Source organism: Actinoplanes auranticolor (genome assembly GCF_018332655.1).
Taxonomy (GTDB): domain Bacteria; phylum Actinomycetota; class Actinomycetes; order Mycobacteriales; family Micromonosporaceae; genus Actinoplanes; species Actinoplanes auranticolor.
Genome location: NZ_BOQL01000063.1, coordinates 1 through 26,034, shown reverse-complemented (window position 1 = coordinate 26,034; position 26,034 = coordinate 1). Strand labels below are relative to the sequence as shown.

30 protein-coding genes are annotated in these 26,034 nt (G+C 73.3%); 17 read left to right on the top strand and 13 right to left on the bottom strand.

Annotated features, from left to right (window positions below; translation table 11 throughout):
• The first annotated feature begins 29 nt into the window (after window positions 1–29).
• Entirely contained in the window at window positions 30–968 is a 939-nt protein-coding gene (locus Aau02nite_RS35495; RefSeq protein ID WP_212993003.1) for a carbohydrate kinase family protein, read from the top strand.
• Here Aau02nite_RS35495 and Aau02nite_RS35490 read toward each other — a convergent pair.
• On the bottom strand, window positions 940–1,485 hold the full coding sequence (locus Aau02nite_RS35490; RefSeq protein WP_212993002.1) for a kinase: 546 nt from the start codon (window positions 1,483–1,485) through the stop codon (window positions 940–942). The two genes, Aau02nite_RS35495 and Aau02nite_RS35490, sit on opposite strands and share 29 nt — an antisense overlap.
• A 111-nt stretch (window positions 1,486–1,596) precedes the next feature.
• Between Aau02nite_RS35490 and Aau02nite_RS35485 the strand changes: the two genes are divergently transcribed.
• The 3 genes from Aau02nite_RS35485 to Aau02nite_RS35475 are packed head-to-tail and all read left to right on the top strand — an operon-like array spanning window position 1,597 to window position 3,851.
• Window positions 1,597–2,418, top strand: coding sequence for an alpha/beta fold hydrolase (locus Aau02nite_RS35485; protein WP_212993001.1), 822 nt, complete (start codon window positions 1,597–1,599; stop codon window positions 2,416–2,418).
• Between the two features lie 21 nt (window positions 2,419–2,439).
• Window positions 2,440–3,456: a sigma-70 family RNA polymerase sigma factor gene (locus tag Aau02nite_RS35480; RefSeq protein ID WP_246595677.1), complete on the top strand. Its 1,017-nt coding sequence runs from the start codon at window positions 2,440–2,442 to the stop codon at window positions 3,454–3,456.
• Entirely contained in the window at window positions 3,453–3,851 is a 399-nt protein-coding gene (locus tag Aau02nite_RS35475) for a PIN domain-containing protein (RefSeq protein WP_212993000.1), read from the top strand. The genes Aau02nite_RS35480 and Aau02nite_RS35475 overlap by 4 nt, the downstream gene beginning before the upstream one ends.
• On the opposite strand, the gene Aau02nite_RS35470 is transcribed toward Aau02nite_RS35475, so the two are convergent.
• The 4 genes from Aau02nite_RS35470 to Aau02nite_RS35455 are packed head-to-tail and all read right to left on the bottom strand — an operon-like array spanning window position 3,848 to window position 6,711.
• Window positions 3,848–4,240, bottom strand: a complete 393-nt coding sequence (locus Aau02nite_RS35470; protein ID WP_212992999.1) for a thioesterase family protein — start codon at window positions 4,238–4,240, stop codon at window positions 3,848–3,850. The two genes, Aau02nite_RS35475 and Aau02nite_RS35470, sit on opposite strands and share 4 nt — an antisense overlap.
• Window positions 4,241–4,249: 9 nt before the next feature.
• Window positions 4,250–5,905 (bottom strand): PH domain-containing protein, encoded by a 1,656-nt coding sequence (locus Aau02nite_RS35465; RefSeq protein ID WP_438841207.1) that lies wholly within the window; start codon window positions 5,903–5,905, stop codon window positions 4,250–4,252.
• A gap of 53 nt (window positions 5,906–5,958) precedes the next feature.
• Window positions 5,959–6,480 carry a PH domain-containing protein gene (locus Aau02nite_RS35460; protein WP_212992998.1) on the bottom strand — a complete coding sequence of 174 codons (522 nt, stop codon included), beginning with the start codon at window positions 6,478–6,480 and terminating at the stop codon, window positions 5,959–5,961.
• Between the two features lie 9 nt (window positions 6,481–6,489).
• A complete protein-coding gene (locus Aau02nite_RS35455) occupies window positions 6,490–6,711 on the bottom strand; it encodes a hypothetical protein (RefSeq protein ID WP_212992997.1) in 222 nt (73 codons plus the stop codon).
• 277 nt (window positions 6,712–6,988) lie between these two features.
• Between Aau02nite_RS35455 and Aau02nite_RS35450 the strand changes: the two genes are divergently transcribed.
• From Aau02nite_RS35450 to Aau02nite_RS35440, 3 genes are read left to right on the top strand one after another with little or no spacing between them, the layout of a single operon-like run.
• Window positions 6,989–8,236, top strand: a complete 1,248-nt coding sequence (locus tag Aau02nite_RS35450) for an AAA family ATPase (protein ID WP_246595675.1) — start codon at window positions 6,989–6,991, stop codon at window positions 8,234–8,236.
• Between the two features lie 10 nt (window positions 8,237–8,246).
• Window positions 8,247–9,260, top strand: coding sequence for a DUF58 domain-containing protein (locus Aau02nite_RS35445; protein WP_212992996.1), 1,014 nt, complete (start codon window positions 8,247–8,249; stop codon window positions 9,258–9,260).
• The gene (locus Aau02nite_RS35440; protein ID WP_212992995.1) at window positions 9,257–10,207 is read left to right on the top strand and encodes a VWA domain-containing protein; all 951 of its coding nucleotides are present in this window, start codon (window positions 9,257–9,259) and stop codon (window positions 10,205–10,207) included. Before Aau02nite_RS35445 ends, Aau02nite_RS35440 begins: the two co-directional genes overlap by 4 nt.
• Before the next feature lie 343 nt (window positions 10,208–10,550).
• On the opposite strand, the gene Aau02nite_RS35435 is transcribed toward Aau02nite_RS35440, so the two are convergent.
• The 4 genes from Aau02nite_RS35435 to Aau02nite_RS35420 form a co-directional block, all read right to left on the bottom strand.
• Window positions 10,551–11,852, bottom strand: coding sequence for an acyltransferase family protein (locus Aau02nite_RS35435; protein ID WP_212992994.1), 1,302 nt, complete (start codon window positions 11,850–11,852; stop codon window positions 10,551–10,553).
• Window positions 11,849–12,685: an alpha/beta hydrolase gene (locus tag Aau02nite_RS35430; RefSeq protein WP_246595674.1), complete on the bottom strand. Its 837-nt coding sequence runs from the start codon at window positions 12,683–12,685 to the stop codon at window positions 11,849–11,851. Before Aau02nite_RS35430 ends, Aau02nite_RS35435 begins: the two co-directional genes overlap by 4 nt.
• A 74-nt stretch (window positions 12,686–12,759) precedes the next feature.
• Complete coding sequence (locus Aau02nite_RS35425; protein WP_212992993.1) at window positions 12,760–13,416, bottom strand: response regulator; 657 nt, start codon at window positions 13,414–13,416, stop codon at window positions 12,760–12,762.
• On the bottom strand, window positions 13,413–14,609 hold the full coding sequence (locus tag Aau02nite_RS35420) for a sensor histidine kinase (RefSeq protein WP_212992992.1): 1,197 nt from the start codon (window positions 14,607–14,609) through the stop codon (window positions 13,413–13,415). The genes Aau02nite_RS35425 and Aau02nite_RS35420 overlap by 4 nt, the downstream gene beginning before the upstream one ends.
• Before the next feature lie 151 nt (window positions 14,610–14,760).
• Between Aau02nite_RS35420 and Aau02nite_RS35415 the strand changes: the two genes are divergently transcribed.
• From Aau02nite_RS35415 to Aau02nite_RS35385, 7 genes are all read left to right on the top strand, one after another.
• A complete protein-coding gene (locus Aau02nite_RS35415) occupies window positions 14,761–15,465 on the top strand; it encodes a beta-ketoacyl-ACP reductase (protein WP_212992991.1) in 705 nt (234 codons plus the stop codon).
• A gap of 43 nt (window positions 15,466–15,508) precedes the next feature.
• Window positions 15,509–16,276: an enoyl-ACP reductase FabI gene (gene fabI / locus Aau02nite_RS35410; protein WP_212992990.1), complete on the top strand. Its 768-nt coding sequence runs from the start codon at window positions 15,509–15,511 to the stop codon at window positions 16,274–16,276.
• 54 nt (window positions 16,277–16,330) lie between these two features.
• Window positions 16,331–17,356, top strand: a complete 1,026-nt coding sequence (locus Aau02nite_RS35405) for a ferrochelatase (RefSeq protein ID WP_212993098.1) — start codon at window positions 16,331–16,333, stop codon at window positions 17,354–17,356.
• Window positions 17,356–18,135 (top strand): HAD-IIA family hydrolase, encoded by a 780-nt coding sequence (locus Aau02nite_RS35400; RefSeq protein WP_212992989.1) that lies wholly within the window; start codon window positions 17,356–17,358, stop codon window positions 18,133–18,135. The genes Aau02nite_RS35405 and Aau02nite_RS35400 overlap by 1 nt, the downstream gene beginning before the upstream one ends.
• Before the next feature lie 125 nt (window positions 18,136–18,260).
• Window positions 18,261–19,013, top strand: coding sequence for an alpha/beta fold hydrolase (locus Aau02nite_RS35395; RefSeq protein ID WP_212992988.1), 753 nt, complete (start codon window positions 18,261–18,263; stop codon window positions 19,011–19,013).
• A 77-nt stretch (window positions 19,014–19,090) separates the two neighbouring features.
• Window positions 19,091–19,585, top strand: a complete 495-nt coding sequence (locus Aau02nite_RS35390) for an NUDIX domain-containing protein (protein WP_212992987.1) — start codon at window positions 19,091–19,093, stop codon at window positions 19,583–19,585.
• A gap of 5 nt (window positions 19,586–19,590) precedes the next feature.
• On the top strand, window positions 19,591–20,085 hold the full coding sequence (locus Aau02nite_RS35385) for an NUDIX domain-containing protein (RefSeq protein WP_246595673.1): 495 nt from the start codon (window positions 19,591–19,593) through the stop codon (window positions 20,083–20,085).
• Between the two features lie 9 nt (window positions 20,086–20,094).
• Here the strand turns inward: Aau02nite_RS35385 and Aau02nite_RS35380 are convergent, their stop codons facing one another.
• Together Aau02nite_RS35380 and Aau02nite_RS35375 are read right to left on the bottom strand one after the other, a co-directional pair.
• Entirely contained in the window at window positions 20,095–20,598 is a 504-nt protein-coding gene (locus tag Aau02nite_RS35380; protein ID WP_212992985.1) for an NUDIX domain-containing protein, read from the bottom strand.
• Window positions 20,591–21,373, bottom strand: coding sequence for an Rv1486c family protein (locus Aau02nite_RS35375; RefSeq protein ID WP_212992984.1), 783 nt, complete (start codon window positions 21,371–21,373; stop codon window positions 20,591–20,593). Before Aau02nite_RS35375 ends, Aau02nite_RS35380 begins: the two co-directional genes overlap by 8 nt.
• A gap of 89 nt (window positions 21,374–21,462) precedes the next feature.
• On the opposite strand from Aau02nite_RS35375, the gene Aau02nite_RS35370 reads away from it, so the two are divergent.
• Window positions 21,463–22,266, top strand: coding sequence for a DUF3097 domain-containing protein (locus tag Aau02nite_RS35370; RefSeq protein WP_212992983.1), 804 nt, complete (start codon window positions 21,463–21,465; stop codon window positions 22,264–22,266).
• Here Aau02nite_RS35370 and Aau02nite_RS35365 read toward each other — a convergent pair.
• Window positions 22,250–23,200 carry an ArsR family transcriptional regulator gene (locus Aau02nite_RS35365; protein WP_212992982.1) on the bottom strand — a complete coding sequence of 317 codons (951 nt, stop codon included), beginning with the start codon at window positions 23,198–23,200 and terminating at the stop codon, window positions 22,250–22,252. The genes Aau02nite_RS35370 and Aau02nite_RS35365 overlap by 17 nt on opposite strands.
• Before the next feature lie 71 nt (window positions 23,201–23,271).
• Here Aau02nite_RS35365 and Aau02nite_RS35360 point away from each other — a divergent pair, with 71 nt between their 5' ends.
• The gene (locus Aau02nite_RS35360; protein WP_212992981.1) at window positions 23,272–24,033 is read left to right on the top strand and encodes an isocitrate lyase/PEP mutase family protein; all 762 of its coding nucleotides are present in this window, start codon (window positions 23,272–23,274) and stop codon (window positions 24,031–24,033) included.
• Here the strand turns inward: Aau02nite_RS35360 and Aau02nite_RS35355 are convergent.
• A complete protein-coding gene (locus Aau02nite_RS35355) occupies window positions 24,005–25,315 on the bottom strand; it encodes a serine hydrolase domain-containing protein (RefSeq protein ID WP_212992980.1) in 1,311 nt (436 codons plus the stop codon). The genes Aau02nite_RS35360 and Aau02nite_RS35355 overlap by 29 nt on opposite strands.
• A 120-nt stretch (window positions 25,316–25,435) precedes the next feature.
• Between Aau02nite_RS35355 and Aau02nite_RS35350 the strand changes: the two genes are divergently transcribed.
• Window positions 25,436–25,885 (top strand): NfeD family protein, encoded by a 450-nt coding sequence (locus Aau02nite_RS35350; protein WP_212992979.1) that lies wholly within the window; start codon window positions 25,436–25,438, stop codon window positions 25,883–25,885.
• Window positions 25,886–26,034: the final 149 nt, after the last annotated feature.

Here is a 26,034-nt window from a genome sequence, read left to right as displayed (position 1 = left end):
GGTTGCGGCGTTACGTGGAGGGGACTCGGATGGGCTACGCGGTGGTGCTCGGTGAGGCGTTGGTGGATCTGCTGGAGACCGAGCGCGACGGCGAGTTGATCTATCGGCAGGCGATCGGCGGCGCCCCGCTCAACGTCTCGGTCGGCGTCACCCGGCTCGGCGGCGAGGTGCAGTACTTCGGCTCGCTCGGCAACGACACCCTGGGAGACCGGATCGCCGCGTTCCTGCGCCTGACCGGGGTGGGCACGACCGGGCTGACCCGCGTACCGGTGCCGACCACGCTGGCCGTGACGACCTTCGAGGGCGCCGAGCCGACGTTCCAGTTCTACGGCGAGCCGCCCTCGTACGCGCTGCTGCGCCCGGAGGACGTCGACGAGAAGGTGGTCGCCGGGGCGGCGGTGCTCTACGCCGGGTCCATCAGCCTGATGCGCGAGCCGTTCCGGGCCGCGGCCCGCAAGGCCTGGGCGGTCCCCGGGCCCCTGAAGGTCTTCGACCCGAACGTGCGCCCGAAGCTGCTGCCCGACGCCGCCGCGGTGGCCGAGCTGCGCGACCTGGTCGACGAGTTCTTCGCCACCGCGGATCTGGTCAAGCTCAGCTCGGCCGACGCCGAGGTGCTCTGGGAGGGCGCGAGCCCGGCCGCCGCCGCGGAACGCATCCTCAAGACCGGCGCCAAGGCCGTCGTGGTGACCTGTGGCTCCCAGGGCGCGTACGTGGCCGCCGGGCAGAGCACGGTCATGCTGCCGGCGCCGACGGTCGACGCGGTGGACGCCACCGGCGCGGGTGACTCGGTGATGGGCGCCCTGGTCCGCCGCCTGCTGGCCGGCGGCGTGCCGGCCGGGCCCGAGGGCTGGCAGAGCTACGTGCGTTTCGCGCTGGCGGTGGCCGGCCTGGTCTGCGAACGCCCGGGCGGCGCGGTGGCGATGCCGACCGCCGAGGAGCTCACCGCCCGCTGGGGCGCGCTGCTGTAGCGCTGCCCGCGCCGGTCTGCGGCAGACCGGCCGCAGTGGCGATCAGGTCGACGGTCTCGTCCAGGGTCGAGGACTCCGGGACGACCTGTTCGCCGGGGCAGCCGAGCAGGTCACGCGGGACGTACCAGCCACGCATGTCGGCCGGGCTGAACTCGGTGGCCTGCGGTCTGGTGGTGTGCCGGCGCAGCGTCTCGGCCAGCGAGACGTCAAGGTAGAACACCGAGGTGCGACCGGGGTACGCCCGCAGCAGGGCGGCGAGCACCGGGCCGTACAGGTCCCGCAGCAGGATCCCCTCGAGCACCGCGTGGTAGTCGTGGTCGAGGGCGAACCGGACGGTCTGCTCGATCAGCGCCGGAGCGATACCGCCGGGCACGTCGCGTTCGCGGAGCACGATGCGGCGCAGGTAGTCCTGCTCGATGAGGGCGCAGCCGCGGCCGTACCCGCGCTGGAGGCGGCGGGCGACGGTGGACTTCCCGGAGCCCGAGTTGCCGCGGATGACGATGAGCTTCGTCGGCATCCGCTCATCCTGGGGTATCGGGAAGAAAGTTCGCCGGGTGCGATGAGTCGGCGGCGCGGCGGCAGTCACCACTGGGACAACGCACCCCGATCGTGCCCCCGGAGGACCTCGATGACCACGATTCCCGTCACCGCCCAGCACCTCGCCGTACCCGGCGCCCGGCTGCACTACGAGGTACGCGGCACCGGCCCACTCGTGCTGCTGGCCGGCGCGCCGATGGACGCCCGCTCGTTCGAGGCGCTCGCCGGCCTGCTGGCCCGCGACCACACCGTGCTGACCACCGACCCCCGCGGCATCAACCGCAGCTCGGTCGAGCACCCCGGCCGGGACTCCACCCCGCAGGAACGCGCCGACGACCTCGCCCGGCTGCTGACCCACCTGGACGCCGGACCGGCCGTGGCCCTCGGCTCCAGCGGTGGCGCGGTCAGCGTCCTGGCCCTGGCGCAGACCCGGCCCGAGCTGGTGCACACCGTGATCGCCCACGAGCCGCCGCTGCAGGAGCTGCTGCCGGACCGCGCCGAGCTGTACGCCGCCACCGAGGACATGGTCGCCACCTACCTCGCCGGTGACGTGCTCGGGGCCTGGGTCAGGTTCCTGCGGGCGGCCGACATCGACTTCCCGCCGGCGATGATCGAGCAGGTGTTCCTCAGCGACCGCTCGCCGCAGACCGTCGCCGACGAGCACTTCCAGTTCGCCCACATGCTGCGGGCCACCGCCCGGTGGGTGCCCGACCTCGACCGGCTGCGGGCGGTGCCCACCCGGATCGTGGTCGGCATCGGCGAGGACTCCACCGGGCAGCTGTGCGACCGGGCGTCCCGGGCCCTCGCCGCCGGCCTCGGCATCGCGCCGACGATGTTCCCCGGCGACCACATCGGCTTCGCCGAGGACCCGGCGGCGTTCGAGGTGCGCCTGCGGGCCGTCCTGGAAGGCTGACCATCGGGCACACTTCGTGGGGTGACCGACACCCGCGCCGACCCCGCCGACCTGGCCCGGGCCCGCAACGGCGACGACGAGGCGTTCAACCGCGTCGTCGGGCCGTTGCGCCGGGAGCTGCACGCGCACTGCTACCGGATGCTCGGCTCGACCCACGACGCCGACGACGCGCTGCAGGACGCGTTGCTGCGGGCGTGGCGCGGGCTGGCCGGCTTCGAGGGCCGCAGCTCGCTGCGCTCGTGGCTGTACACCGTGGCCACCCGAACCTGCCTGGACGCCGTCGAGGCGCGGGGACGTCGGGCCCTGCCCGTCGACGTCGGGCCGTCGAGTCCCCGGGCTGTGCTCGGTGATGTGCCGTCGCACGAGGTCGCGTGGCTGGGGCCGTACCCGGACGGGCAGCTGGGCCGCGCCCGGCCGGACGCGCGCTACGAGCAGCGCGAGGCGGTCGAGCTCGCGTTCGTCGCCGCCCTGCAGCACCTGCCGGGCAACCAGCGTGCCGCGCTGCTGCTCTTCGAGGTGCTGGGCTTCTCGGCGGCGGAGATCGCCGAGGTGATGGCCACCTCGACCGCGTCGGTGAACAGCGCGCTGCAGCGCGCCCGGGCGATGGTGGCGGCGAAGGTGCCGGCGCGCAGCCAGCAGCAGACCCTGCGCAAGCTCGGCGACGCGCGGCTGCGGGAGATCGTCACCGGCTACTCGGCGGCCCTGGAACGCGGCGACGTGGACGGGCTCGTCAATCTGCTGACCCAGGACGTGACCTGGTCGATGCCGCCGCTGCCGCACTGGTACGAGGGGCTGGCGGCCGTCACCGACTTCGCAGCCCGGGTACCGCTGAGCTCGTGCGGATCGTGGCACAACGTGCCGGTGACCGCGAACGGGCAGCCCGCGGTCGCGCAGTACCTCGACGGGCGGGCGTGGGCGATCTCCGTGCTGACCCTGCGTGACGACCGGATCGCGGAGATCACCTCGTTCCTGGGCGCGGAGCACTTCGCCGCTTTCGACCTGCCGGCCGCCCCCTCCCTCGGCCAAGATGGGGCGTGACGCGATACACGATCGACGCTCCGGCCGCGATCCGTCTCGTCCGTGAAGGCGTGACGGTGGCGGCGGAACACCAGCTCGTCGCGCCCAACGTGCTCCGTTCGCAGGCGCTCTCCCTGCTCTACCGGCAGACCCGGCAGGGCGAGATCGCCGCGGCGGACGCGCGGGTGCTGCTCGACGGGATCACCACGCTGAAGATCCGGCTGCTCGGTGACCGGGTCTCCCGGCAGACCGCGTGGCGGGTGGCCGAGCAGCTCGGCTGGGACGACACGGTCGCCGCGGAATACGTGGCTGTGGCGCAGTTGCAGGCTGACGCCCTCGGGACCCTCGACCCGGACCTGGCGCGGCAGGTCGAGGGCGCGGTGCCGCTGGCGCCGTTCGAGGCGCTGCTCGCCTAATCGCCCAGGGCTTTGGCGATGAAGCGCTGCCGGTCCAGGAGGACGCGCTCGACGCGGACCTCGGCCACCAGCTCCTCGCCGTCCCGGACAACCACGTCGAAGAGCAGCTTGCGGCCGTCCACCTTGGCCAGCGTGGCCAGCGCGGTGACCCGGTGCCCGACCGGGGTGGGCGCGCGGTGCTCGACCTCGGCGCGGACGCCGACCGTGGTGACCCCGCCGGGCAGCTGCCGGGCGGTCGCGGCGACCGTGGCGGCCTCGGCCAGCGCGAGCACCCTGGGCGTGCCCAGCACGGGCACGTCGCCCGAGCCGAGCGCCTGAGCGGTGTCCGCGTCCGTGACGGTCAGCTCCACCCGGGCGCTGAGCCCGGGGGAGAACTCCGGTAGCTCCATGCGGACAGCTTAGGGCTGCGGCGGCCGGCGCCAGTAAGCGTCATCCCCGGGCACCGATCCATCCGCGGACGCAGGCCCCGGACCTGCGGTCGGGCCGTCCGCGAACGCCGGACCTGGGGCCGGGCCGTCCGCGAACGCCGGACCTGGGGCCGGGCCGTCCGCGGGCATCGGGCTCTGCACGGCCGGTGCCGGAACCTGCTGCTGTGCGTCCGGCAGCTGAGACGTCGCCTCCCGGGCCCGGCGGGCGCGGATGGAGAGCTGCTCGGCGATCCACCAGGCCTCGGCGACGTCGCGGTCCTGGGCCACCCCGGACCGGCCGCCCGCGGTGTCGGCGTAGACCGTGGCCAGGCGCAACCACCGCTGCACCGGCCCCTGCACGACCCGCACGCTCTGCAGCCGCGCGTACGGGACCACGGTCAGCTCCTTGGTGAGCAGCCCGGACCGCGCCACGAACACCTCGGGTGTCAGCCCCGTGCCGAACGACCGCAGCGCGAACGGGTGCAGCCAGCGGGCCCGGTCCGGCGGTGGCAGGGTGGGCAGCGCGGCCAGGTCCACCCCCGGCAGCACCTCCCACACCAGCTGCCGGGCGGCCGGGAAGACGCCGACAGGCAGCAGCCGGTCCGAGCGTTTGTCGTCGTTCGACTGCGGGCCGGCGTACCCGGCGATGTCCAGGCGCATATGCAGCCAGTCCTTGGCCCGCCAGAGCAGCGGCCAGGTCACGCCGATCGACTGGACCCGGTTCAGCGGGACGATCTGGCTGCGGGTCTCCAGCAGCCCGTAGCGCACCGCGAGCCGTCCGTCGGGGTCGCGGGCCAGCCGGAAGTCCCAGTCCTGCAGCACCCGCCGGATCGGTTGCAGCAGCACACCGGCCATCGCGGTCATCGTGCTGGCGATGCCGACGAAGGTCCAGGACCCTTCGAGCACGAACTGCATGACCACGAAGGCGACGCCGACCGGCAGCAGGAAGGCCTGCGGGGTGAGCAGCTGGCTGATCAGCAGATCACGGTTACTGACCCGGAAGAGCGGCCGCTCGGGCGCGGCAGGCGCCGGCTCCGCGGCGCCAGGAGCAGCAACAACACCGGGGGTACGGCCGGCGAGGGCGAGCAACCGCTGCCGGAGCGCGGCGGCCTCCCGGACGCTCAGGTACGCCAGCGGCGCCTCGGTCTTGCCGCCGCCGACCACCTCGAGCCGCAGCTCGGCCAGCCCGGTGAGCTGGGCCAGCAACGGCCGCCGCATCTCGACGGCCTGCAACCGGTCGAGCGGGATGGCCCGGTTCCGCCGCCAGAGCAGCCCGTCCTGGATCCGCAGCTCCCGTCCGACGACGTGATAGCCGGTGTTCAGCCAGCCGACCACCGCGAAGATCACCACCCCGACCGCGACAACGGCCACGACCAGGGCGAACCGCTCGATCCCCACCTGCGACAACGTCTGCCAGCTGAGCGCGGCGACGATGACGGCGATGGACTTGGCCCCGCTGAGCAGCGGGCTGAGCGGATGCAACCGCCGCCGCGGCTCAGCGACGACCGCGTCCGCGGTCGGCGGCGAGCCGGCTTCGGTCGCCGCGCCGGTGACCAGGGAGGGCGCGGCGGAATCGAGCGGTCCGTCGGCAGCAGTCGGAGTGCTGGCCGAGGCCGGACCGCCGACATCGCCCGGGGCCGCGGCCATGGAGGGCTCGCCGTCGGGGCCGGGGTCCGGCTGGGGGCGGGAGTAGGCGGCGGTCACAGGCCTTCGGCCCGGTCCTCGCCCAGCGCCGTCAGCCTGTCGCGCAGGCGGGACGCTTCCTCCGGGAGGAGGCCGGGGATCTTGGCGTCGCTGGCCGCCGCGGCGGTGTGCAACTGGACGGTGGCCAGGTGGAAGGCGCGTTCCAGCGGGCCCGCCGTCACGTCGACGAACTGCATGCGGGCGTACGGGACGATCGACAGCCGGCGGATCACCAGGCCGTGGCGGACCAGCAGGTCGTTGTCGCGTTCCGCGTACCCCCAGGCTTTGACGGCCCGGACCGTCACCAGGGAGCGCCAGATCGCGGCGACCACGACCGCCGCCATCGCCGCCGGCCAGATCCAGTGGTCCGTCAGGACCACGCCGACCGTCAGGCCGGCCAGGACGACGACCACCCAGATCGCTCTGTTGATCAACTCCACAGTGATCAGGCTGCGGGAGACCGGCCGCCAGTCGACCGTGTCGGGCCACGGCTCGAGCGGGTCGGTCGGGGCGGGCGCCGTGGCGCTGGGCTCGGTCACGCTGAAAGCCTAAGCGGAGCCGTCGCGCTGCGGCGCCCGGAACGGGGTCACCTCGCGCAGGAATGCCCGCGCGGTCAGGAAATCGGTGAGGTATTCACGGTGGTCGTCGCAGGCCAGCCAGGTCTTGCGGTACGCCGGTTCGTGCAGCTTGGGGTTGTTCCACAGCAGCGACCAGGCGCCGGGCGCACGGCAGCCCTTGCGCGAACACTGGGGGGAAAGCTCCTCGACCACGGGAGAACAGTATCCGGTGGGAGGGATTAGAGCGCCGGGCGACCACGGGGGAAGTCGCCCGGCGACGGGCTGAATGTTACACGCTCACACGGGGCCCGCGTCTACCCACCGGAGGTGCCCGTTCGAGCGCATCGCGCAGAAAGATCGACATCCGCGCCCGCGTGACCGGCGCGTAATACGCCTCTGCCCGACGGCTCCCAGCGTGGTCGTGTAAGTCTTGAGCGTCGGCACCCGTGCCGGCGCGACCTGAGAACCGCAGAATCTCGATGGAGGACCGGTGGCCGAGCCGACCATGCCCGAGGGCACGAGCAGCGCCGATCCGGGCCGCGCCGATCAGGCCGGGCCGGAGACGGGCCGGCCGGAGCAGGGCAGGCTCGAGCAGGGCTGGCCGGCGCAGACGCGGCCCGAGCAGGGCCGGCCGGTGCCGCCCGCGCAGGACGCCACCCAGCTGGAACGGGCCATGTTCGAGGTCAAGCGGGTCATCGTCGGCCAGGACCGGATGGTCGAGCGGATGTTCGTCGCGCTGCTGGCCCGCGGCCACTGCCTGCTCGAAGGGGTGCCCGGCGTCGCCAAGACGCTGGCGGTCGAGACGCTGGCCCGGGTGGTCGGCGGCACGTTCTCGCGCATCCAGTTCACCCCCGACCTGGTCCCCGCCGACATCGTCGGCACCCGGATCTACCGGCAGTCGAGCGAGAAGTTCGATGTCGAGCTGGGCCCGGTCTTCGTCAACTTCCTGCTCGCCGACGAGATCAACCGCGCGCCCGCCAAGGTGCAGTCGGCGCTGCTCGAGGTCATGGCCGAGCACCAGGTGTCGATCGGTGGCGAAACGCATGCGGTGCCGGACCCGTTCCTGGTCATGGCGACCCAGAACCCGATCGAGCAGGAGGGCGTCTACCCGCTGCCCGAGGCCCAGCGCGACCGCTTCCTGATGAAGATCGTGGTCGGCTACCCCACCGACGCGGAGGAGCGGGAGATCGTCTACCGGATGGGCGTGAGCCCGCCGGAGCCCAAGACCATCTTCTCGTCCGAGGATCTGCTCGCCCTGCAGCGCCGCGCGGACCAGGTCTTCGTGCACAACGCGCTGGTCGACTACACGGTCCGGCTGGTGCTGGCCACCCGCGCGCCGGCCCAGCACGGCATGCCGGACGTCGCCCAGCTCATCCAGTACGGCGCCAGCCCGCGCGCCTCGCTCGGCATCGTCCGCGCCACCCGGGCCCTCGCCCTGCTCCGCGGCCGTGACTACGCGCTGCCGCAGGACGTGCAGGACATCGCGCCGGACATCCTGCGGCACCGGCTGGTGCTCAGCTACGACGCGCTCGCCGACGACATCCCCGCCGACCACATCGTCGCGCGGATCATGGCCAGCGTGCCGATGCCCTCGGTCGCCTCCCGGCAGGGCACCTCGCCCAACGGTCAGGCCGGCCACCCCAACGGTCACCCGGTGTCCGCGGTGCCGGCCCCGGCCAGCGGCGCTCCGGCGTTCGACGCGATGCCGCAGCAGCCGGCCTGGCCGGGACAGCAGTGACGGTCAGCCCGTGACGACCGCCGACCTGCCGAGCGTGGCGAAGGACGCGGCCACGACCCGCGCCGAGGCCGTGCTGTCGCGCCTGCAACTGCTGGTCACCCGCAAGCTGGACGGTCTGCTGCAGGGCGACTACGCGGGGCTGCTGCCGGGCCCGGGCAGCGAGGCGGGGGAGAGCCGCGAATACCGGCCCGGCGACGACGTGCGCCGGATGGACTGGCCGGTCACGGCCCGGACCACGCTTCCGCACGTACGGCGTACGGTCGCCGACCGTGAGCTCGAGACCTGGATGGCGATCGACCTGTCGGCCAGCCTCGACTTCGGCACGGCGACCATGCTCAAACGCGACCTGGTGCTCGCGGCCGCGACGGCGATGGCCCACCTGACCGTGCGCGGCGGAAACCGGATCGGTGCGGTCGTCGGCACCGGGTCGGGCCTGCCTGCCCCGGTGCGCAGCGGCTTCAGCTGGCGCCGGCGACGCGAGCCCAGCGCACCGGCGCCGCAGACCCAGCCGATGGTCCGGATGCCCGCCCGGCCCGGCCGCAAGGAGGCGCAGGGGCTGCTGCGCGCGATCGCCCGTACCCAGATCCGGCCCGGACGCACCGACCTGGGTGAGCTGATCGACATGCTGAACCGGCCGCCGCGCCGCCGGGGTGTCGCTGTGGTCATCTCGGACTTCCTGGCGCCGGTGGAAGGCTGGTCGCGGCCGATCCGCAAGCTCGGGGTCCGGCACGACGTGCTGGCGATCGAGGTGGTCGACCCGCGCGAGCTGGAGCTGCCGGACGTCGGCGTGCTGACCCTGGCCGACCCGGAGACCGGCGTGCTGCACGAGGTGCAGACGGCCGACCCGTCCCTGCGCGCCCGGTACGCCGAAGCGGCCGGCAATCAGCGCGGCGAGATCGCCCGGGCACTCCGGGCCGCCGGTGCCGCACACTTGAGGTTGCGCACCGACACCGACTGGCTGCTGGACGTCGTCCGTTTTGTGGCCGCCCAACGACACGCACGCACCCGGGGGACAACGCGATGATCCGTTTCCTGCAGCCGTGGTGGCTGCTCGCCGTCCTGTCCGTCCTGCTCGTGGCGGGCGCGTACATCCTGCGGCAGTTCCGCCGCCGCACGTACGCGATGAAGTTCACGAACGTGGAGCTGCTGCGGAGCCTGGCGCCCAAGGGCCTGGGCTGGCGCCGGCACGTGGCCGCGGGCGCCTTCCTGCTGAGCCTGCTGTCGCTGGCGTTCGCGATGGCCCGGCCGTCGATCGACCGCGAGGAGCCGCTGGAACGGGCGACCGTGATGCTGGCCATCGACGTGTCGCTGTCGATGGAGGCCGACGACGTCCAGCCGAACCGGATCGAGGCGGCCCAGGAGGCGGCCAAGGCGTTCGTGCAGGAGCTGCCGCCGACGTACAACCTGGGCCTGGTCTCGTTCGCGAAGGCGGCGAACGTGCTGGTCTCGCCGACCAAGGACCGCGCCGCTGTGCTGGCCGGCATCGACGGGCTGACGCTGGCCGAGGCGACCGCGACCGGCGAGGCGGTCTTCACCTCGCTGGACGCGATCCGCACGGTCCCGGCGGACGGTGCCGCCGGTGCGCCGCCGGCCCGCATCGTCCTGCTCTCGGACGGCTACCGCACCTCGGGCCGCTCGGTCGAGGACGCGGCCGCGGCGGCCGAGGCCGCCAACGTGCCGGTCTCGACGATCGCCTTCGGCACCGACACCGGTGTGGTCGACATCCGCGGCCAGCTGCAGCGGGTGCCGGTGGACCGGCTGTCCCTGCAGCAGCTGGCGGACAAGACCAAGGGCTACTTCTACGAGGCGGCGTCGGTTTCCGAGCTCAAGCAGGTGTACGAGGACATGGGCAGCTCGATCGGCCACCGGGTCGAGCCGCGCGAGGTCACCCAGTGGTACGCGGGAGTGGCCCTGCTGCTCGGACTCCTGGCCGGCGGGATGAGTCTGCTGTGGACCTCGCGCCTGCCGTAACGGGTCAGGGCGCGCTGTGCACGAGGACGAAGAGGACGACCACCCAGGCGGCGGCGATGGTGAAGGTCAGGGGAGCGACGAACTTGCCCATGGCTGTGACTTTCCGGTTGGGAGACCGACAGGAAAAGTGCGCACACAGATTCATCGCGGCCGGCATCCGGCTCCCGTCGCGGCGCGGCACGACACCACCGGGCTCTGGCAGACAGACAGAGCCACACAAGGGTGGTCGGAGCGGGATGGGTGCTGCGTCAGCGGGTCAGGCTCGGGACCGCGGCCGGTGAGGGCGCGCGGCGGTCGAGGTCAGAGCGGCTGACGAACGGCCCGGCCACGACTGGGAGGATCGCTATCTCGCACAGCGATCACCTCCGTTTGTAGTCCGGGCTCGGGAACCGTCGAAGAGCGTACCTCTTAAGCGGGGCCTAAGGTAATCGGGCTCGCCGTGGTGTCGGCCACGGGCCGCAACCGCGAGAACGATGGCGAGCACGGGCAGCCAGGCGAGGCGCTGCCCGGCCCAGCCGGCGCTGTCCGGAGCGGTCAGCAGGCCGGGCATCGCGGGGTTGAGCAGGGCCGCGGCGCCGGCCACGACGAGCAGCACGCTCTGGTGGCCGAGATACACCGGCACGGCCACCCGGTTGAGCGCGGTCACCGGTCGCCGGACCCGGTCGTGGCGCAGCAGCCGGGCGAGGGGTCCGCGGAGCATCAGGAAGACACCGATCTGGGTGACGGCCAGGGCGACGGCGGCCAGGGTGGGCGGGTCCAGATTGGAACGGGTGCCGCCGGGGACGCCGACCGCGCTGGCCGGGTAGCCGGCGATCAGGATCAGCGCGGCTAGGGCTGCGGCGCCGTTGCAGGCGAGCGCGGCGCCGATCCACGGGCCTGCGCCGGGTTGTGGTTGGTCGCCTGTCCCCGGGTTGGCGCCTATTCCTGGGCCGGCGCCCCCGGGGCCGGCGCCCCCGGGGCTGGCGCCGACGCCCGGGCCGGCGCCGGGGTGCGGCGCGCCGTCGCGTGGAGCGGTGGCGGCCGGGGCGCGGTGGCGGTCGCTGCCGGCCAGCATCATGCCGAGCAGCCAGGGGATGGACCACGCCGCGGGGATCACCACGAGGTCCGGCAGGAACCCGAGATCGCCGGCCGCGACGGCCACGAGCGGCGGCAGGACGGCCGCCACCCCGAACCGGCGGACGACCCGGCGCAGCGGACCGGTGGCGGCGCGCAGGACGAGATAGGGCAGCAGGAACCACAGCGGGCTCACGACCAGGCCGGCGATCGTGCGCAGCGTCGCGGTGGGAGTGCCGAGCGCTGCCCCCGCGAAGAGGACCAGCGCCCACCCGGCCAGCAGGAAGGTCGCCGGGCGCAGCAACCGGGCGAGCGCGCCGCGGGGCCTGCCGATCGGCCCGGCGGTGGTGGCGGGCCGGCGTGTGCGGGCCGAGCGGACGGCGGCATATCCGCCGGCGAAGAAGAGCAGGCCCAGGGTCTGCAGCAGCCAGGTAGCCGGGGCCGCGCCGGGCATCGCGGCGAGCGGGCTCGCGGTCGTCATTCCGTCCGGACCCGGGACCAGCCCGGTGACCAGCCAGTGCCCGGCGACCACCCCGGCGATCGCGTAGGCCCGGACCGCGTCGATGGTCCGGTCACGCGTTGCCGCGCTCATGCGGCGTCCGCGGTGGCGGACTGCGGGGAAGGGTTGAGGATGACCGCCGCCACCGCGCTCAATGTCGCCGAGCCGGGGCACAGATATCCGTCGTGGCCGGTCACTCCGGTGGTCGGCAGCGGCAGTGCGCCGAACGCGGGCGACGACGGCCGCCGGCCGTGGCCGAGGTGTCCCACCCGCAGCTGCGGGATGCGCCGGATCCAGTCGTCGGCTGCCAGCGCCGACCACACCCGGGCGCCGCCCAGGCCGGCCGCCGTGCTCGCACCCATGCCGGGCGCGCCCAGCGCGACGACGTCGGTGACGCGCGGCAGCTGCGGCGCGGCCAGGCCGACGACCAGCGCCCCGTAACTGTGGCCGATGAGGGTCACCGCGGCCCGGGCGGGCAGGGTGCGTACGAACGTGGTCAGCTCGGCCGCGCCGGTGCGGGCGCGCAGGTCCCGCGCGGAGTCCAGGGACAGTCCCTCCGGCGGGTCGTAGCCGAGCCAGGCCACGACGGCCACCCGTGCGCCGGGATCAGCCGCGTGCAGTTCGGCGTAGACCGCGCGGGCCTGGACGGCTGGTGCCCGGCGGGAGACGCCGCCGAGGCCGCGGTCGAAGTCCCGCAGCCGGGTGTCGACGCCGGGCACCAGCACCGCGATGCGTTCCGCGCTCGCCAGGTCGCCGAGCACCTCGACGGCCCGTCCGTCGCCGCGCGGGTCGAGGGTGAGGAACTGGCGTCCGGAGCGGGCCCAGGACGCGTACGGCTCACCGGCACGGACGGGTGCGGGAGCCGGCGGTGCCGCCTGCAGGGGCAGGGCCAGGGACAACAGCAGGAGAGTCAGGGAGATCCGCATGGCCTGCACCTTGCGGCGGGGACACCGCCGGGGGCGTCACCCCGGGGAGCTCACTGCGCGGCCCTACCGGGGTATCACTCGCCCGCGGCTATGAGACCCGACTCGTACGCGAAGACGACCGCCTGGGCCCGGTCCCGCAGGGTCAGCTTGGCCAGGATGCGGCCCACGTGGGTCTTCACCGTCTGCTCGGCGACCACCAGCTCGGCCGCTATCTCCTGGTTGGACCGGCCGCGGGCGATCAGCCGCAGCACGTCGGTCTCGCGCGGGGTCAGACCGTGCGCCGCCGTGGGCCGCGGGGGCCGGCTGCGGGGCCGCGCGGCGAACTCCGCGATGAGCCGGCGGGTCACCGACGGCGCCAGCAGGGCCTCACCGGCGGCGACGACCCGGACCGCGTGCACCAGGTCCGCCGCGGGCGCGTCCTTGAGCAGGAAGCCGCTGGCCCCGGCGCGCAGGGCCTCGTACACGTAGTCGTCGAGGTCGAAGGTCGTCAGGATCAGCACCCGGACCGACGCGCCCGGGGTCAGCAACCGGCGGGTCGCCTCCAGGCCGTCCATGACCGGCATGCGCACGTCCATCAGCACCACGTCCGGGTCGAGCCGGCGGGCGGCCGCGATGGCCGCGGCGCCGTCCGGGGCGCTGCCGACCACGAGCAGGTCGGGCTGGGCGGCCAGCAGCGCGCCGAAACCCTCGCGGACCATGGCCTGGTCGTCGGCGATGAGTACCCGGATCATCGGACCTCCGTCAAGGGCAGCCGGGCCGCGACCCGGTAGCCGCCGTCCGGCCCGGGGCCGGCCTCGAGGGTGCCGCCGAGCAGGGCGGACCGTTCGCGCATCCCGACCAGCCCGTGCCCGGGGCCGTCGGCCGCGGTGGTGGGTGCGCCGGCTTCGTTGCCGACCTCCACCAACAGCGCCTCGGCGCTGCCGCGGACCGAGACCCGGACCGGGCCGCCGGGCGCGTGCCGGGCCGCGTTGGCCAGGGCTTCCTGCACGATCCGGTACGCCGCCAGCCCGACCGCCTCCGGCACCTCGGCGACGTCGTCCTCGGCCAGGGTGACCTCGACCCCGGCCCGCTGCGCCGTCTCGACCAGCGCCGCCACGTCGGACAGCCCCGGCTGCGGCGTACGCAACGACTCGTCGGTCTCCGCGCGCAGCACGCCCAGCAGCCGCCGCATGTCGCCCAGCGCCTCCCGGGCGCCCGCCGCGATGGTGCCGAACTCGGCCAGCGCCGGCGCCGGCAGGCCGGTGATCCGGTACGGCGCCGTTTCCGCCTGCACGGCGATCATCGACATGTGGTGGGCCACCACGTCGTGCATCTCGCGGGCGATCCGGGCGCGTTCCTCCAGCACCGCCCGCCGGGCCTGCTCCAGCTCGGTCAGCTCGGCCTGGCGGGTCAGCTCCGCGCGGCTGCGCCGGCGCCGGGACACCAGGTCACCCGCGAGCCCCATCGCCACCAGCAGCATCACGACGCTCCACACGTTCTCGCGCGGGGCGAACGCCAGCACCGGCACGATGGTCAGCGCGGTCACCCAGGCGATGACGGCGGACTCCTCCTGCCGGACCAGCGCGGCCAGCACGAACAGGAAGCCGAAGATCTGCACCGGGGGCCAGGGCCAGGGCTCTTCCGAGGCCGCGCCGAGGATGCCGAGGAACAGCAGGGGATAGGCCAGGCGCCAGGCCAGCAACGGCCGGCGCACGGCGACCAGCACCGGCAGCACCGCCCAGAGCGCCAGGGCACCGGCGACGAACCGGTTGAGGTCCCGGTTGTCGAGCAGGTAGGTGGCGTCTACCAGGGCCAGGCCGACCAGCGCGAGCAGGGCCACCGGGACGCCGTACAGCCGGATCCGGGCCCAGCGGCGGGTCCGGGCCGGCGGCTGCCGGCGGTCCGGGCCCAGCAGCACGCGGCGCAGGGGACCGGTCAGCTCCATCCCGGCAGGCTACGGTGACCGGCCCCGGCCCGTCGTGCCCCCGCGGGATGATCTCTGTGCCCTACTCGGGTATGACAAGGGGTGGGCTTCGTCCTACCAGCAGGTAACGCCTAGTCTTCGAGCGGTCTGTTCCTCGAGCGAAGGAGTACGCGTGGCCCGCACCGTGTTGGTGACCGGAGGTAACCGCGGCATCGGCCTGGCCATCGCGCGGGCCTTCGCCGAGCAGGGCGACCGGGTCGCCGTCACGCACCGTGGCAGCGGCGCGCCCGAGGGTCTGTTCGGCGTCCAGTGCGACATCACCGACTCGGCCGCCGTCGACGCCGCCTTCACCACCGTGGAGCAGGAGCTGGGCCCGGTCGAGGTGGTGGTGGCCAACGCCGGTATCACCGACGACACGCTGCTGCTGCGGATGACCGAGGAGCAGTTCAGCCGGGTGCTGGACACCAACCTGACCGGCTCGTTCCGGGTCGCCAAGCGGGCCAGCAGCAAGATGCTGCGGGCCAAGTGGGGCCGGATCATCTTCATCTCCTCGGTCGTCGGCCTGTACGGCGGGCCGGGCCAGGTCAACTACGCGGCCAGCAAGGCCGGGCTGGTCGGCATGGCCCGCTCGATCACCCGTGAGCTGGGCAGCCGTAACATCACGGCGAACGTGGTCGCGCCGGGCTTCATCGACACCGAGATGACCGACGTGCTGTCCGAGGCCCGCAAGGCGGAGATCCTCAAGGCGATCCCCGCCGGGCGGCTGGCGGCGCCGGACGAGGTGGCCCGGGCGGTGACGTTCCTCGCCGGGGACGGTGCGGCGTACATCTCGGGCGCGGTCATCCCGGTCGACGGCGGCCTCGGCATGGGTCACTGAACCCCGCCCAACCCCACCAGCCCTGCGAAAACGGAGAAACGAAGTGTCTGGACTGCTCGCCGGCAAGCGGCTGCTCATCACCGGCATCATCACCGACGCGTCGATCGCGTTCTCGGTGGCGAAGATCGCCCAGGAGAACGGCGCGACGGTCGTGCTGACCGGCTTCGGCCGGATGTCGCTCGTGGAGCGGATCGCCAAGCGGCTGCCGGAGCCGGCTCCGGTCATCGAGCTGGACGTGACCAACCCGGAGCAGCTCGCCGGCATCGCCGACAAGGTGCGCGAGCACGTGGACGGGCTCGACGGCGTGGTGCACTCGATCGGTTTCGCCCCGCAGAGCTGCCTCGGTGGCGGTTTCCTGGACGCCCCCTGGGAGGACGTCGCCACGGCGCTGCAGGTGTCGACGTACTCGTACAAGTCGCTGGCCACCGCCTGCCTGCCGCTGATGGGCCCGGGCGGCAGCATCGTCGGCCTGACCTTCGACGCGACCAAGGCGTGGCCGGTCTACGACTGGATGGGCGTGGCCAAGGCGGGCCTGGAATCGGCCTCCCGCTACCTCGCGCTGCACCTGGGCAAGCAGGGCATCCGCAGCAACCTGGTGTCCGCCGGGCCGCTGCGCACGATGGCCGCCAAGTCGATCCCGGGCTTCGAGCAGTTCGAGGAGGCCTGGGCGGAACGCGCGCCGCTGGGCTGGGACCTGAGCGACCAGGAGCCGGCCGCGCGGGCGGTCTGTGCCCTGCTGTCCGACTGGTTCCCGGCCACCACGGGCGAGATCGTGCACGTCGACGGCGGGTACCACGCTCTCGGCGCCTGAACACCTGGCGGGGGTGGCTGTGGGCCACCCCGCCGGGCGAGGGAGGATGGGGTGGTGGCGTACGACGCGTTCCTCCTGCTGTCCTTCGGTGGCCCCGAGCACCCCGACGATGTGATGCCGTTCCTGCGCAACGTGACGCGCGGGCGGGGCATCCCCGAGGAACGTCTGGCCGAGGTGGCCGAGCACTACTACCACTTCGGCGGCGTCTCCCCGATCAACCAGCAGTGCCGTGACCTGCTGGCGGCGGTGACGGCGGACTTCCGCGCGCACGGCATCACGCTGCCCACGTACTGGGGCAACCGCAACTGGCAGCCGATGCTCGCCGACACCATGGCGCAGATGCGCGACGACGGCATCACCTCGGCGCTCGGCTTCGCCACCAGCGCGTACGGCGGCTACTCCTCCTGCAAGCAGTACTGGGAGGACATCGCCCAGGCCCGCGCGAAGGTCGGTCCGAGCGCGCCGGCCGTGGCCAAGCTGCGCCAGTTCCACGACCACCCCGGCTTCGTCGCCCCGCACGCCGACGCGGTCACCGCTGCCCTGGCCCAGCTGGACCCGGCCCGCCGGGCCAGCACCCGGCTGGTCTTCACCGCACACTCCATCCCGGTGTCGATGGCCAGGACTGCCGGCCCCGACGGCGGCCGTTACGAGGCCCAGCTGCACGAGACCGCCGCGCTGGTGCACGCCGCCGCCGCACCCGACCTGCCCTGGGACCTGGTCTGGCAGAGCCGGTCCGGCCCGCCGCAGGTGCCGTGGCTGGAGCCGGACATCAACGACCACCTGACCGCGCTGGCCTCCAAGGACGTCACCGACGTGGTGGTCAGCCCGATCGGCTTCGTCTCGGACCACCTGGAAGTGCTCTGGGACCTGGACAACGAGGCCCGGGACACCGCCGCGGAGCTCGGCCTGGGCTACGCCCGCGCGGGCACCCCCGGCACCGACCCCCGGTTCGTCACGATGGTGCGTGAGCTGGTCGAGGAGCGGACGAACGGCGTCGCCCGGGAACGGCTCGGTACGCTGCCGGTCTGGGACCAGTGCCCCGCCAACTGCTGCCCGCCCCCGCAACGCCGAGGAGCCTGATGACCGAGCGCAAGGCTGTCGAGAGCTGGCTCACCGACATGGACGGGGTCCTCGTCCACGAGGGCGAGCCGGTCCCGGGTGCGCCCGAGTTCGTCAACCGGATGAAGCAGTCCGGCAAGCCCTTCCTCATCCTCACCAACAACTCCATCTACACCCCTCGCGACCTGCAGGCCCGGCTGGCCCGGATGGGCTTCGACGTGCCCGAGCAGTCGATCTGGACGGCGGCCCTGGCGACCGCGCAGTTCCTGGCCGACCAGCGCCCGGGCGGCACCGCGTACGTGATCGGCGAGGCCGGCCTGACCACGGCGATGCACGCGGTCGGTTACGTGCTGACCGACTACGCGCCGGACTACGTGGTGCTCGGCGAGACCCGCACGTACAGCTTCGAGGCGATCACCAAGGCGGTCCGCCTGATCAACGACGGCGCCCGCTTCATCTGTACGAACCCGGACCCGACCGGCCCCTCCAACGAGGGCGCGCTGCCGGCGGCCGGCTCGGTGGCGGCGATGATCTCGAAGGCGACCGGTGTCGACCCGTACTTCGTGGGCAAGCCGAACCCGATGATGATGCGCTCGGCGCTGAACGTGATCGGCGGGCACAGCGAGAGCACGGCGATGATCGGCGACCGGATGGACACCGACGTGCTGTGCGGCCTGGAGGCGGGGCTGGAGACGATCCTGGTGCTGACCGGGATCAGCACGCGGGCGGAGAGCGAGCGGTATCCGTACCGGCCGTCGCGCATCGTGGACAGCGTCGCGGACCTGATCGCGGAGATCTGAGGCACGCCGGGGTCGCTACCTCCTCACCGAGCCCGGCATCGGCTACCGCTTCACCACCTGAGCGCCGCCGAAATCCGACTCCGGCGGTCCTGGGCTTCCCGGCCTCCGATGGGCACAATGCGGGCATGGTTTTGACTGTCGGTAGTGGACCTGTTCACGTTCTGGCGTTGCACGGCTGGTTCGGCTCGGCGCGGGGGTGGGGTGGCCTGCCCGGGCTGATCGACGGCTCGCGCTTCACGTACGCCTTTCCCGACCTGCGCGGCTACGGCGAGCGCCGGGACGTCCCGGGCGCGTACACGATCGCGGAGGCCGCCGCCGACATGCTGGCGGTGGCCGACGAGCTCGGCTGGGAGCGGTTCTCGCTGGTCGGCCACTCGATGGGCGGCATCGTGGCGCAGCGGGTGCTGGCTGACGCCCCGGAGCGCGTCGAACGGCTGGTGGGCATCAGCCCGGTGCCCGCGAGCGGCGTGCCCTTCGACGAGCAGGGCTGGGCGCTGTTCAGCGGGGCCGCCGAGTCGCCGGCCAACCGGCGGGCCATCATCGATCTCACCACCGGCAACCGGCTCGCCGGCAGCTGGCTGGACCGGATGGTGCGGGCGTCGCTGGACGGTTCCGACGCCAAGGCGTTCGCCGCGTACCTGCCGGCCTGGGCGCGGACCGACTTCAGCGCCGAGATCGCCGGCAACCCGGTGCCGGTGCTGGTGATCGCGGGCGAGCACGACCCGGCCCTGGGCGAGGCGGCGATGCGGGGGAGCTGGCTGGCCCACTACCCGGACGCCCGCCTGGAGGTGCTGGCCAACGCCGGGCACTACGCCATGGACGAGACCCCGGTGCGCCTGGTCACGCTGCTGGACGCATTCCTGTCAGCAGAGCGGTGAGCACCCGGCCGTACCCGGCGGAGCTGCCGGTACCGGCGGGCAGCTGAGCGCCGGCGGCGGTCTGGCAGGGTGGTCGCATGGCACTGTCCTGGGACGAGTCCTACTTCGGGCAACTGCGGGCCCTGGCCGGCAGCGGCCGCACGTTGATCAGCGTCGGCTCCCGCTGTGTGCTGCGCGACGACACCGGCCGGGTGCTGCTGGTCCGCCGCTCCGACAACGCGACGTGGGCGCTGCCCGCCGGGATGATGGAGCTCGGCGAGTCGCTGCGCGACTGCGCGGTGCGCGAGGTCCGCGAGGAGACCGGCCTCGAGGTCCGCGAGCTGACCACCTTCGCGATCTACACCCGTTCCCCGGACCGGGGACCCGACATGTACGGCCACACGTACCAGCACATCACCATGACGGCGCGGATCGACGCGTACGAGGGGGAGCTGCTGCGCGCCACGGACGAGACCACGGACGCCGGGTGGTTCGCGCCCGGCGCCCTGCCCGAGCCGTTGCGCGAGGGCGTCCGGCGTACCCTGACCGACCTAGCGGCGTTCGAGACCGCGGGCACCTTCACCCTGGAGTGACGACAGTGGGACTGTCCTGGGAAGAGTCGTACATCGGCGGCCTGCGGACGCTCGCCGGTGACGACCGCGTGCTCATCTCCGTCGGCGCGCACGGCGTCGTCCGCGACCCGGACGGCCGGATCCTGCTGATCCAGCGCTCCGACGACCGGACCTGGGCTCTGCCCGGCGGCACGATGGAGCTGGGCGAGACCTTGCGCGAGTGCGCGATCCGGGAGGTACGCGAGGAAGCCGGCCTGGTGGCGCGCGACGTCACCCCGTTCGGCCTCTACACCCGGGCCCGGGACTGGTTCCCGAACCCGTACGGCCACAGCTACCAGTACATCTCGCTGATGTGCCGGGTCGACGGCTACGACGGCGAGCTGGAACGGGTCACCGACGAGAGCGTGGACGCGGGCTGGTTCGCCCCGGACGCGTTGCCTGAGGGCTCGGGCGGCCTGGTGCTGCGGGCCCTGGAGGACCTGGCGGCGTTCGAGGCGAAGGGCACCTTCGCGCTGGACTGAGCCCGGTGCCTACATGCCCGCGGCGACCTGGGCGAAGTAGTGGTTGGCCACCCGGGTGTGCAGGTCGAAGCCCAGCGCCTGCGGAGCGTGCAGCACCTCCCAGCCCAGGGCCTCCTCGTTGGGCACCACGGGCGGCAGGTCGTCCGGCGAGGACAGCGCCGGCAGCAGGCCGAAGATCAGCAGGGTGCCGTCCGGGGCGCTGATCGTGTCGTACAGGCGTACCGTCTCGGGGTCGGTCCGCAGGCCGACCTCCTCGCCCAGCTCGCGCGACGCCGCCTGCTGCCAGGTCTCGCCCGTCTCGATGAAGCCGCCCGGCAGGGCCAGGGTGTCGCGGGCCGGCGGGATGCCGCGGCGCACGACCAGCAGGCCACCGCCGACCGGCTGCACCGCGACGGCGACGGGTTTCGGGTTCAGGTAGCTGGTCTCGCCGCAGGCGCCGCAGCGGCGCGGCCAGGGCTGTCCGGGCACGAAGCGCGCGCCGCAGAAGGTGCAGTGCGCGTACCGGTCAGGCATGCAGCGGGGCGTTGCAGGCCGCGACCAGCGCCTGCCGGCAGGCCGTGGTCAGCGGGCGCAGCGCCGCGTCGCGCTGCTGCGCCTCGTAGCCGTTCACCGCGCCGCCGGGGGCGTTGTGCTCGGCCAGCACCAGGACCTGGTCGAGGATGCTGGCCCGGGCGAACAGCCGGCGCGAGCGCGGGTCGAAGCCCGGCGGCAGCGTCGCGGTGCTCTCCGGGCGGCGCAGCGCCTGCAGGGCGCCGGCCAGCTCGGGGCGCCACTGTGCGACGTCCAGGCGGGTCAGCTGGGTCGTGGCCTCGGTCAGCGCCGTGGTCAGCTCGATCTCGGCCTCGGCCGAGCCCATCTGGAACGTCGGCTTGAACGCCGGCACCGGATAGAAGCGCCACAGCACGGTCTCGAACTCCACGCCCGAGCCGGAGGTGTGCCGGCGGAGCTCGGGGACCACCCCGAACGACGGCGTCACCACGGCCTCGCCGGCCAGCAGTGCCGCGCCGGTGAGCTCACCCGGGCCGGGCAGCCCGCGCGGGTCGCCGGGGGCCGGCAGCACCAGCCGGATGTCGTCGGGGTGCAGCTTGGCGAACGCGGGCAGCGCGCTGCTCAGCGGCACGTCGGTCCACGTGCCGGGGGCATCGGCGACGAGGTGCTCCTCGTCGCCGGCGATCTCGTCGGCCAGCTCGTCGAACGGGACGAGGCCGGCCCGCCAGGCGCGTACCCACGCCACGAACCGGGTGGACCGGCGTGCCGTGAGTGTCGCCGCATCTGCTGCGGGGGACATGCGAGCAAGGGTACGTGGCGCGCGCCGGGCTTGTCTCGGTCGGAGCGTCGGAAGCCGCGTGTCCGTCTGGAGGGTTTAACGTGCTCGACATGTATGGGGAGGATGTGCTCTCGGGGAACTGGCGGCGCCGCAAGGTGATACCCGAGGTGGACGCCGAGCCGGACCTGGTCGTCGAGGACGTGGATTCGGGTTTCTGCGGTGCGGTCGTCGGCTTCGAGCTGGGTGCGGTCGTGCTGGAGGACCGGCGTGGCAAGCGTCGCAATTTTCCGCTGGAGCCGGCCGCGTTCCTGTTGGAGGGTCAGGTCGTGACCCTGCGCCGGCCGGTGGCCCGGCCGGCTGCCCCGGCCCGGCAGCGGACCGCCTCCGGGTCGGTCGCGGTCGCGGGGGTACGCGCCCAGGTCGCCAAGGCCAGCCGGATCTGGGTCGAGGGGGTGCACGACGCCGCCCTGGTCGAGCGGATCTGGGGCGACGACCTGCGCATCGAGGGCGTGGTGGTCGAGCCCCTGGACGGCATCGACGACCTGGCCGGTGCCGTGCGTGAGTTCCGGCCGGCCCGCGAACGCCGGGTCGGCGTGCTGGTCGACCACCTCGTCGCCGGGTCCAAGGAGAGCCGGATCGTGGCCGCGGTCACCGACCCGAACGTGCTGATCACCGGGCATCCGTACATCGACGTGTGGCAGGCGGTGAAGCCGGAGCGGGTCGGGCTGAAGGCGTGGCCGGTGATCCCGCCCGGGCAGCCGTGGAAGGAGGGCGTCTGCCGGGCCGTCGGCATCGCCGAACCGTACGAGATGTGGCGGCGCATCCTCGGCAGCGTGAACAGCTACAAGGACGTCGAGACGCCGCTGATCAACGCGATGGAACGGCTCATCGACTTCGTCACCGAGCCGAGCTGAGCAGCGCCTCCGCGAGCGCCGTCCGCACGTTGAGCACGCTGCGGCCCTGCCGGTGCGCGGCGACTAGCCCGGCCGCCCGCAGAGCGCTCAGGTGCTGGGACACGCCACCGGCGGTCATGCCGGTGCGCCGGGCCAGCTCGGTGGTGGAGCTGGGCGCGTCCAGCTCGATCAGCAGCCGGGTGCGGCCCCGGCCGAGCACCGCGCCGAGCGCGTCCGTGCTCTCCCGCCGTGGCTCCCACAGCGTGGCGACACCCCGGGCCGGATAGGCCAGCTGCGGCACGTCACCGGCGAAGATGCTCAGCACCGCCGGCCAGACGAACACCGACGGCACCAGGACCAGGCCGGTGCCGTCACTGACGTCCTCGGCGGTGCAGTAACGCTGGCTGATCGACAGCGTGCCGGCCTCCCAGCGGACTCTCTCGTGCAGGTCGTTGAGCAGGCCGGCGGCGCCGTTGCCGGCCAGGGCCCGGGCGCGGGCGAAGATCTCGGCGTCCAGCAGCAGCTGGATCCGGGGCCAGTCGGCGGCGATTGCGGTGTGCCAGAACGCCTCGATCTCGGTGCTCAGGCGGGCCAGGCCGGTGGCGGGGTCGGCGTACAGCTCGCGGACGGCGGGGGTGCGGTGGCCGTACAGGTCGAGGTGCCCGCGGACCACCGCGGCGGGCGTCGCCCGCAGCCGGGCGAGCTCCACGCCCAGCTCGGGGGTCAGGCCGGTCGGCGGGGGAGTCAGAAAATCCGGCAGGTACGCCGGTTCGCGCGGCACCAGTTCCCAGAGCAGAGTGTCGTGCGGCACAGCGACCCGGCGCACCCAGGGCAGGTGGACCGCGTGGCTCCCCGGATCGCGCAGCACCCGGACCGCGGCCACGACCTCCCACAGACAGGACACGGCGAAGCGGATGCGCGCCACGGCCCCGGCCGACAGCCCGATCGCCACCATGCCGACCCCCGACGTTTCAGCTCCAGCTGAATCATTATCGCGACCGGTCCGCCCGCGCCGACACTGGCCGCATGACCGACTTCCGTGACCTGCACGTGCCCGGCAAACCGCTGATCCTCGTCAACGCCTGGGACGCCGCGAGTGCCCGCCTCGTCGAGGCCGCCGGCGCGGCGGCCGTCGCCACCACCAGCGCCGGGGTGGCCTGGAGCCTGGGCGCGCCGGACGGCGACGCCCTGGACGTGTCCGCCGCCGTCGCGGCGGTCGCGCGGATCACCGCGGTGGTGTCGGTGCCGGTGACCGCCGACATCGAGAAGGGGTACGGCGACGTGGCGCGAACCGTCCGTGCCGTCCACGCGGCGGGCGCCGTGGGCGTCAACATCGAGGACGGCGCCACCGCTGAGCCGGACCGGATCGCCACCGCCCGGGCCGCCGCGCCGGGGCTGTTCCTGAACGCACGCATCGACACGTTCCTGGCCGGGGTGGGCGGGCTCGACGAGACGGTCGAGCGGGCCACGGCGTACCTCGCGGCGGGTGCGGACGGCATCTTCGTGCCCGGAGTCACCGATCCGGTGACCGTCGCCGCCCTGGTCGACCGGATCGATGCCCCGCTGAACGTCATGGCCGGACCCGGCGCGCCCGGCCTCGCCGAGCTGGCCGCGCTGGGCGTGGCCCGGATCAGCCTGGGCTCGTCGGTCGCCCAGGCCGCGTACGGACTGGTGGCGCGGGTCGCGGCGGCGGCGCTGGGCGACGGCGGCTACGGCGAGCTGACCGGCGCGGCCGACTACGGGACGCTCAACGCCCTGCTCACGCCAGGTGCATCGGGTCGCGGCTGAACACGAAGGTGGCGATGTCGAGCCGCTCGACCGCGCCGTCCGGGCCGCGCAGCACGCTCAGCACCTCGCCGGCGTTCATGCCGGCCGTGCCCCGCCAGCGGTCCCGCGACTCCCGGACGAACCGCCACGGCGGCTTCCCCGGCGCCGTCACCTGGCGCATGACCAGGCCCGGGCCGTCGGCGAGCACTTCGTACTCGCGGCCCATCCACCACCAGCGGCCGCACACCTGGGCGACGTCCGCGTCCGCCGGCGGTGCGGGACGCCATGGTTCGGCCGGCGCCGGCTCGTGGTCCAGCACCGTGGTCAGCACCTCCAGGGCCAGCGACCGGACGCTGGTGCCGCGCAGGCTGTACGAGTTGGCGAAGGCGATCACGCCGGTGCGGCTGGGCCGGTGCACGGCCAGCTGGGAGTTGTAGCCGGGCATCGAGCCGCCGTGGCCGACGTACACCCGCTCGCCGACGCGCATCAGCTCCGGGCCCAGGCCGTGCCCGGCGGTCCAGGCCTCGTCCTGGATGACCACCGGGGTGCACATCTCGTCGACGGTCTCCCGGCTGAGCACGGCCGGCGCCGGATCGGCCAGGAACGCCGCCCACTTCGCCATGTCGGTGACCGTCGACCAGAGCTGCCCGGCCGGGGCCATCGCGCCGGTGTCCGGCCGGGGCTCCTCGTGCAGACTGTCGTCCAGCTCGTGCACGACGTACCCGCGGGCGTACGGCTCGACCGGCGCGTACGTGGTGCGCTTCATGCCCAGCGGGTCGAGCACCCGCTTGCCGACCAGGTCGGTCCAGGACTCCCCGGTGACGCGCTGCAGCACCGCCCCGAGCAGCCCGTAGGCCAGGTTGGAGTAGTGGTAGGTCCGGAACGGCGGCCCGGCGATCTTGTCGGCCAGCTCGGCCAGCAGCTGGTCGACGTCGCCGCCGGTGCTGCGCTCCCACCACGGGCCGTCCGGCTCGCGCTGCAGCCCGGAGACATGCCCGAGCAGCTGGCGCAGCGTCAGTCCGCCGACCGAGGTGCCCGGCAGGTGCCGGTAGAGCAGGTCATCCAGGGCGAAGAAGCCCTCGTCGCGCAGCTGCATCACCATGGTCGCGGTCAGTGTCTTGGTGATCGAGCCGAGCCGGTACTGGGTCTTGGGGTCGGGCGGCGGGGTCTCCCCGGCGCCGGTGAAATGCAGCAGCGAGCGGTCGCGCACGACCGCCAGCGCCAGGGACGGCGCGCGGCCCGTGGACTGCGCGCGGGCGACGATCCCGGTGACGCGTCGGCCGGTTTCCGGCAGCAGGGACACGGTGAGCCTCTCTCGGGCGGGGACGGTCCAAGGTTTAACTGAGCGGCGCCGATCTGGCTACGGAAGAACCTGAGGTGACAGGACGTCGCCGTGCGAGCGCGAACGTGTCACGATCTGAGTATGGAAAGCGTTCTCTGGATCGTCCTCGCCATCGCCCTCGCGATCGCCGAGGCCTTCACCGCGTCTTTCCTCGTCATCTTCTTCGCCGTCGGCGCCCTCGCGGCGGCCGGTGCGGCGGCTCTGGGCGCGCCCGTGCTGCTGCAGGCCATCGTCTTCGCCATCGTCTCCGGTCTCTCCGTCGCCGCGATCCGGCCCATCATCATGCGGCACGCGAAATCCGCCGCCGAGACCGGCGACACGCCTTTCGGCATCGAGGCCATCGAGGGTTCGCAGGCGACGGTGCTCGAGGAGGTCACCGCCGACCACGGCCTCGTGAAGATCGACGGTGAGCTCTGGACGGCCCGCTCCTTCGACGGCGAAGAGAAGTACGCGCCGGGCGACCGGGTCCGGGTCATCAAGGTGAAGGGCGCCACGGCGATCGTGTGGCGCGACGACCATCCGAATCTCTGAGCCACGTCACATACAAGAGAAAAGAGGACGCCATGGAAGTTGCTGTCGGTGTACTCATCTTCGTGATCGCCCTTTTTGCGGTTATCACGCTGGTTCGGTCGGTCCGCATCGTCCCGCAGCAGCGGCACGATGTGGTGGAGCGGCTGGGT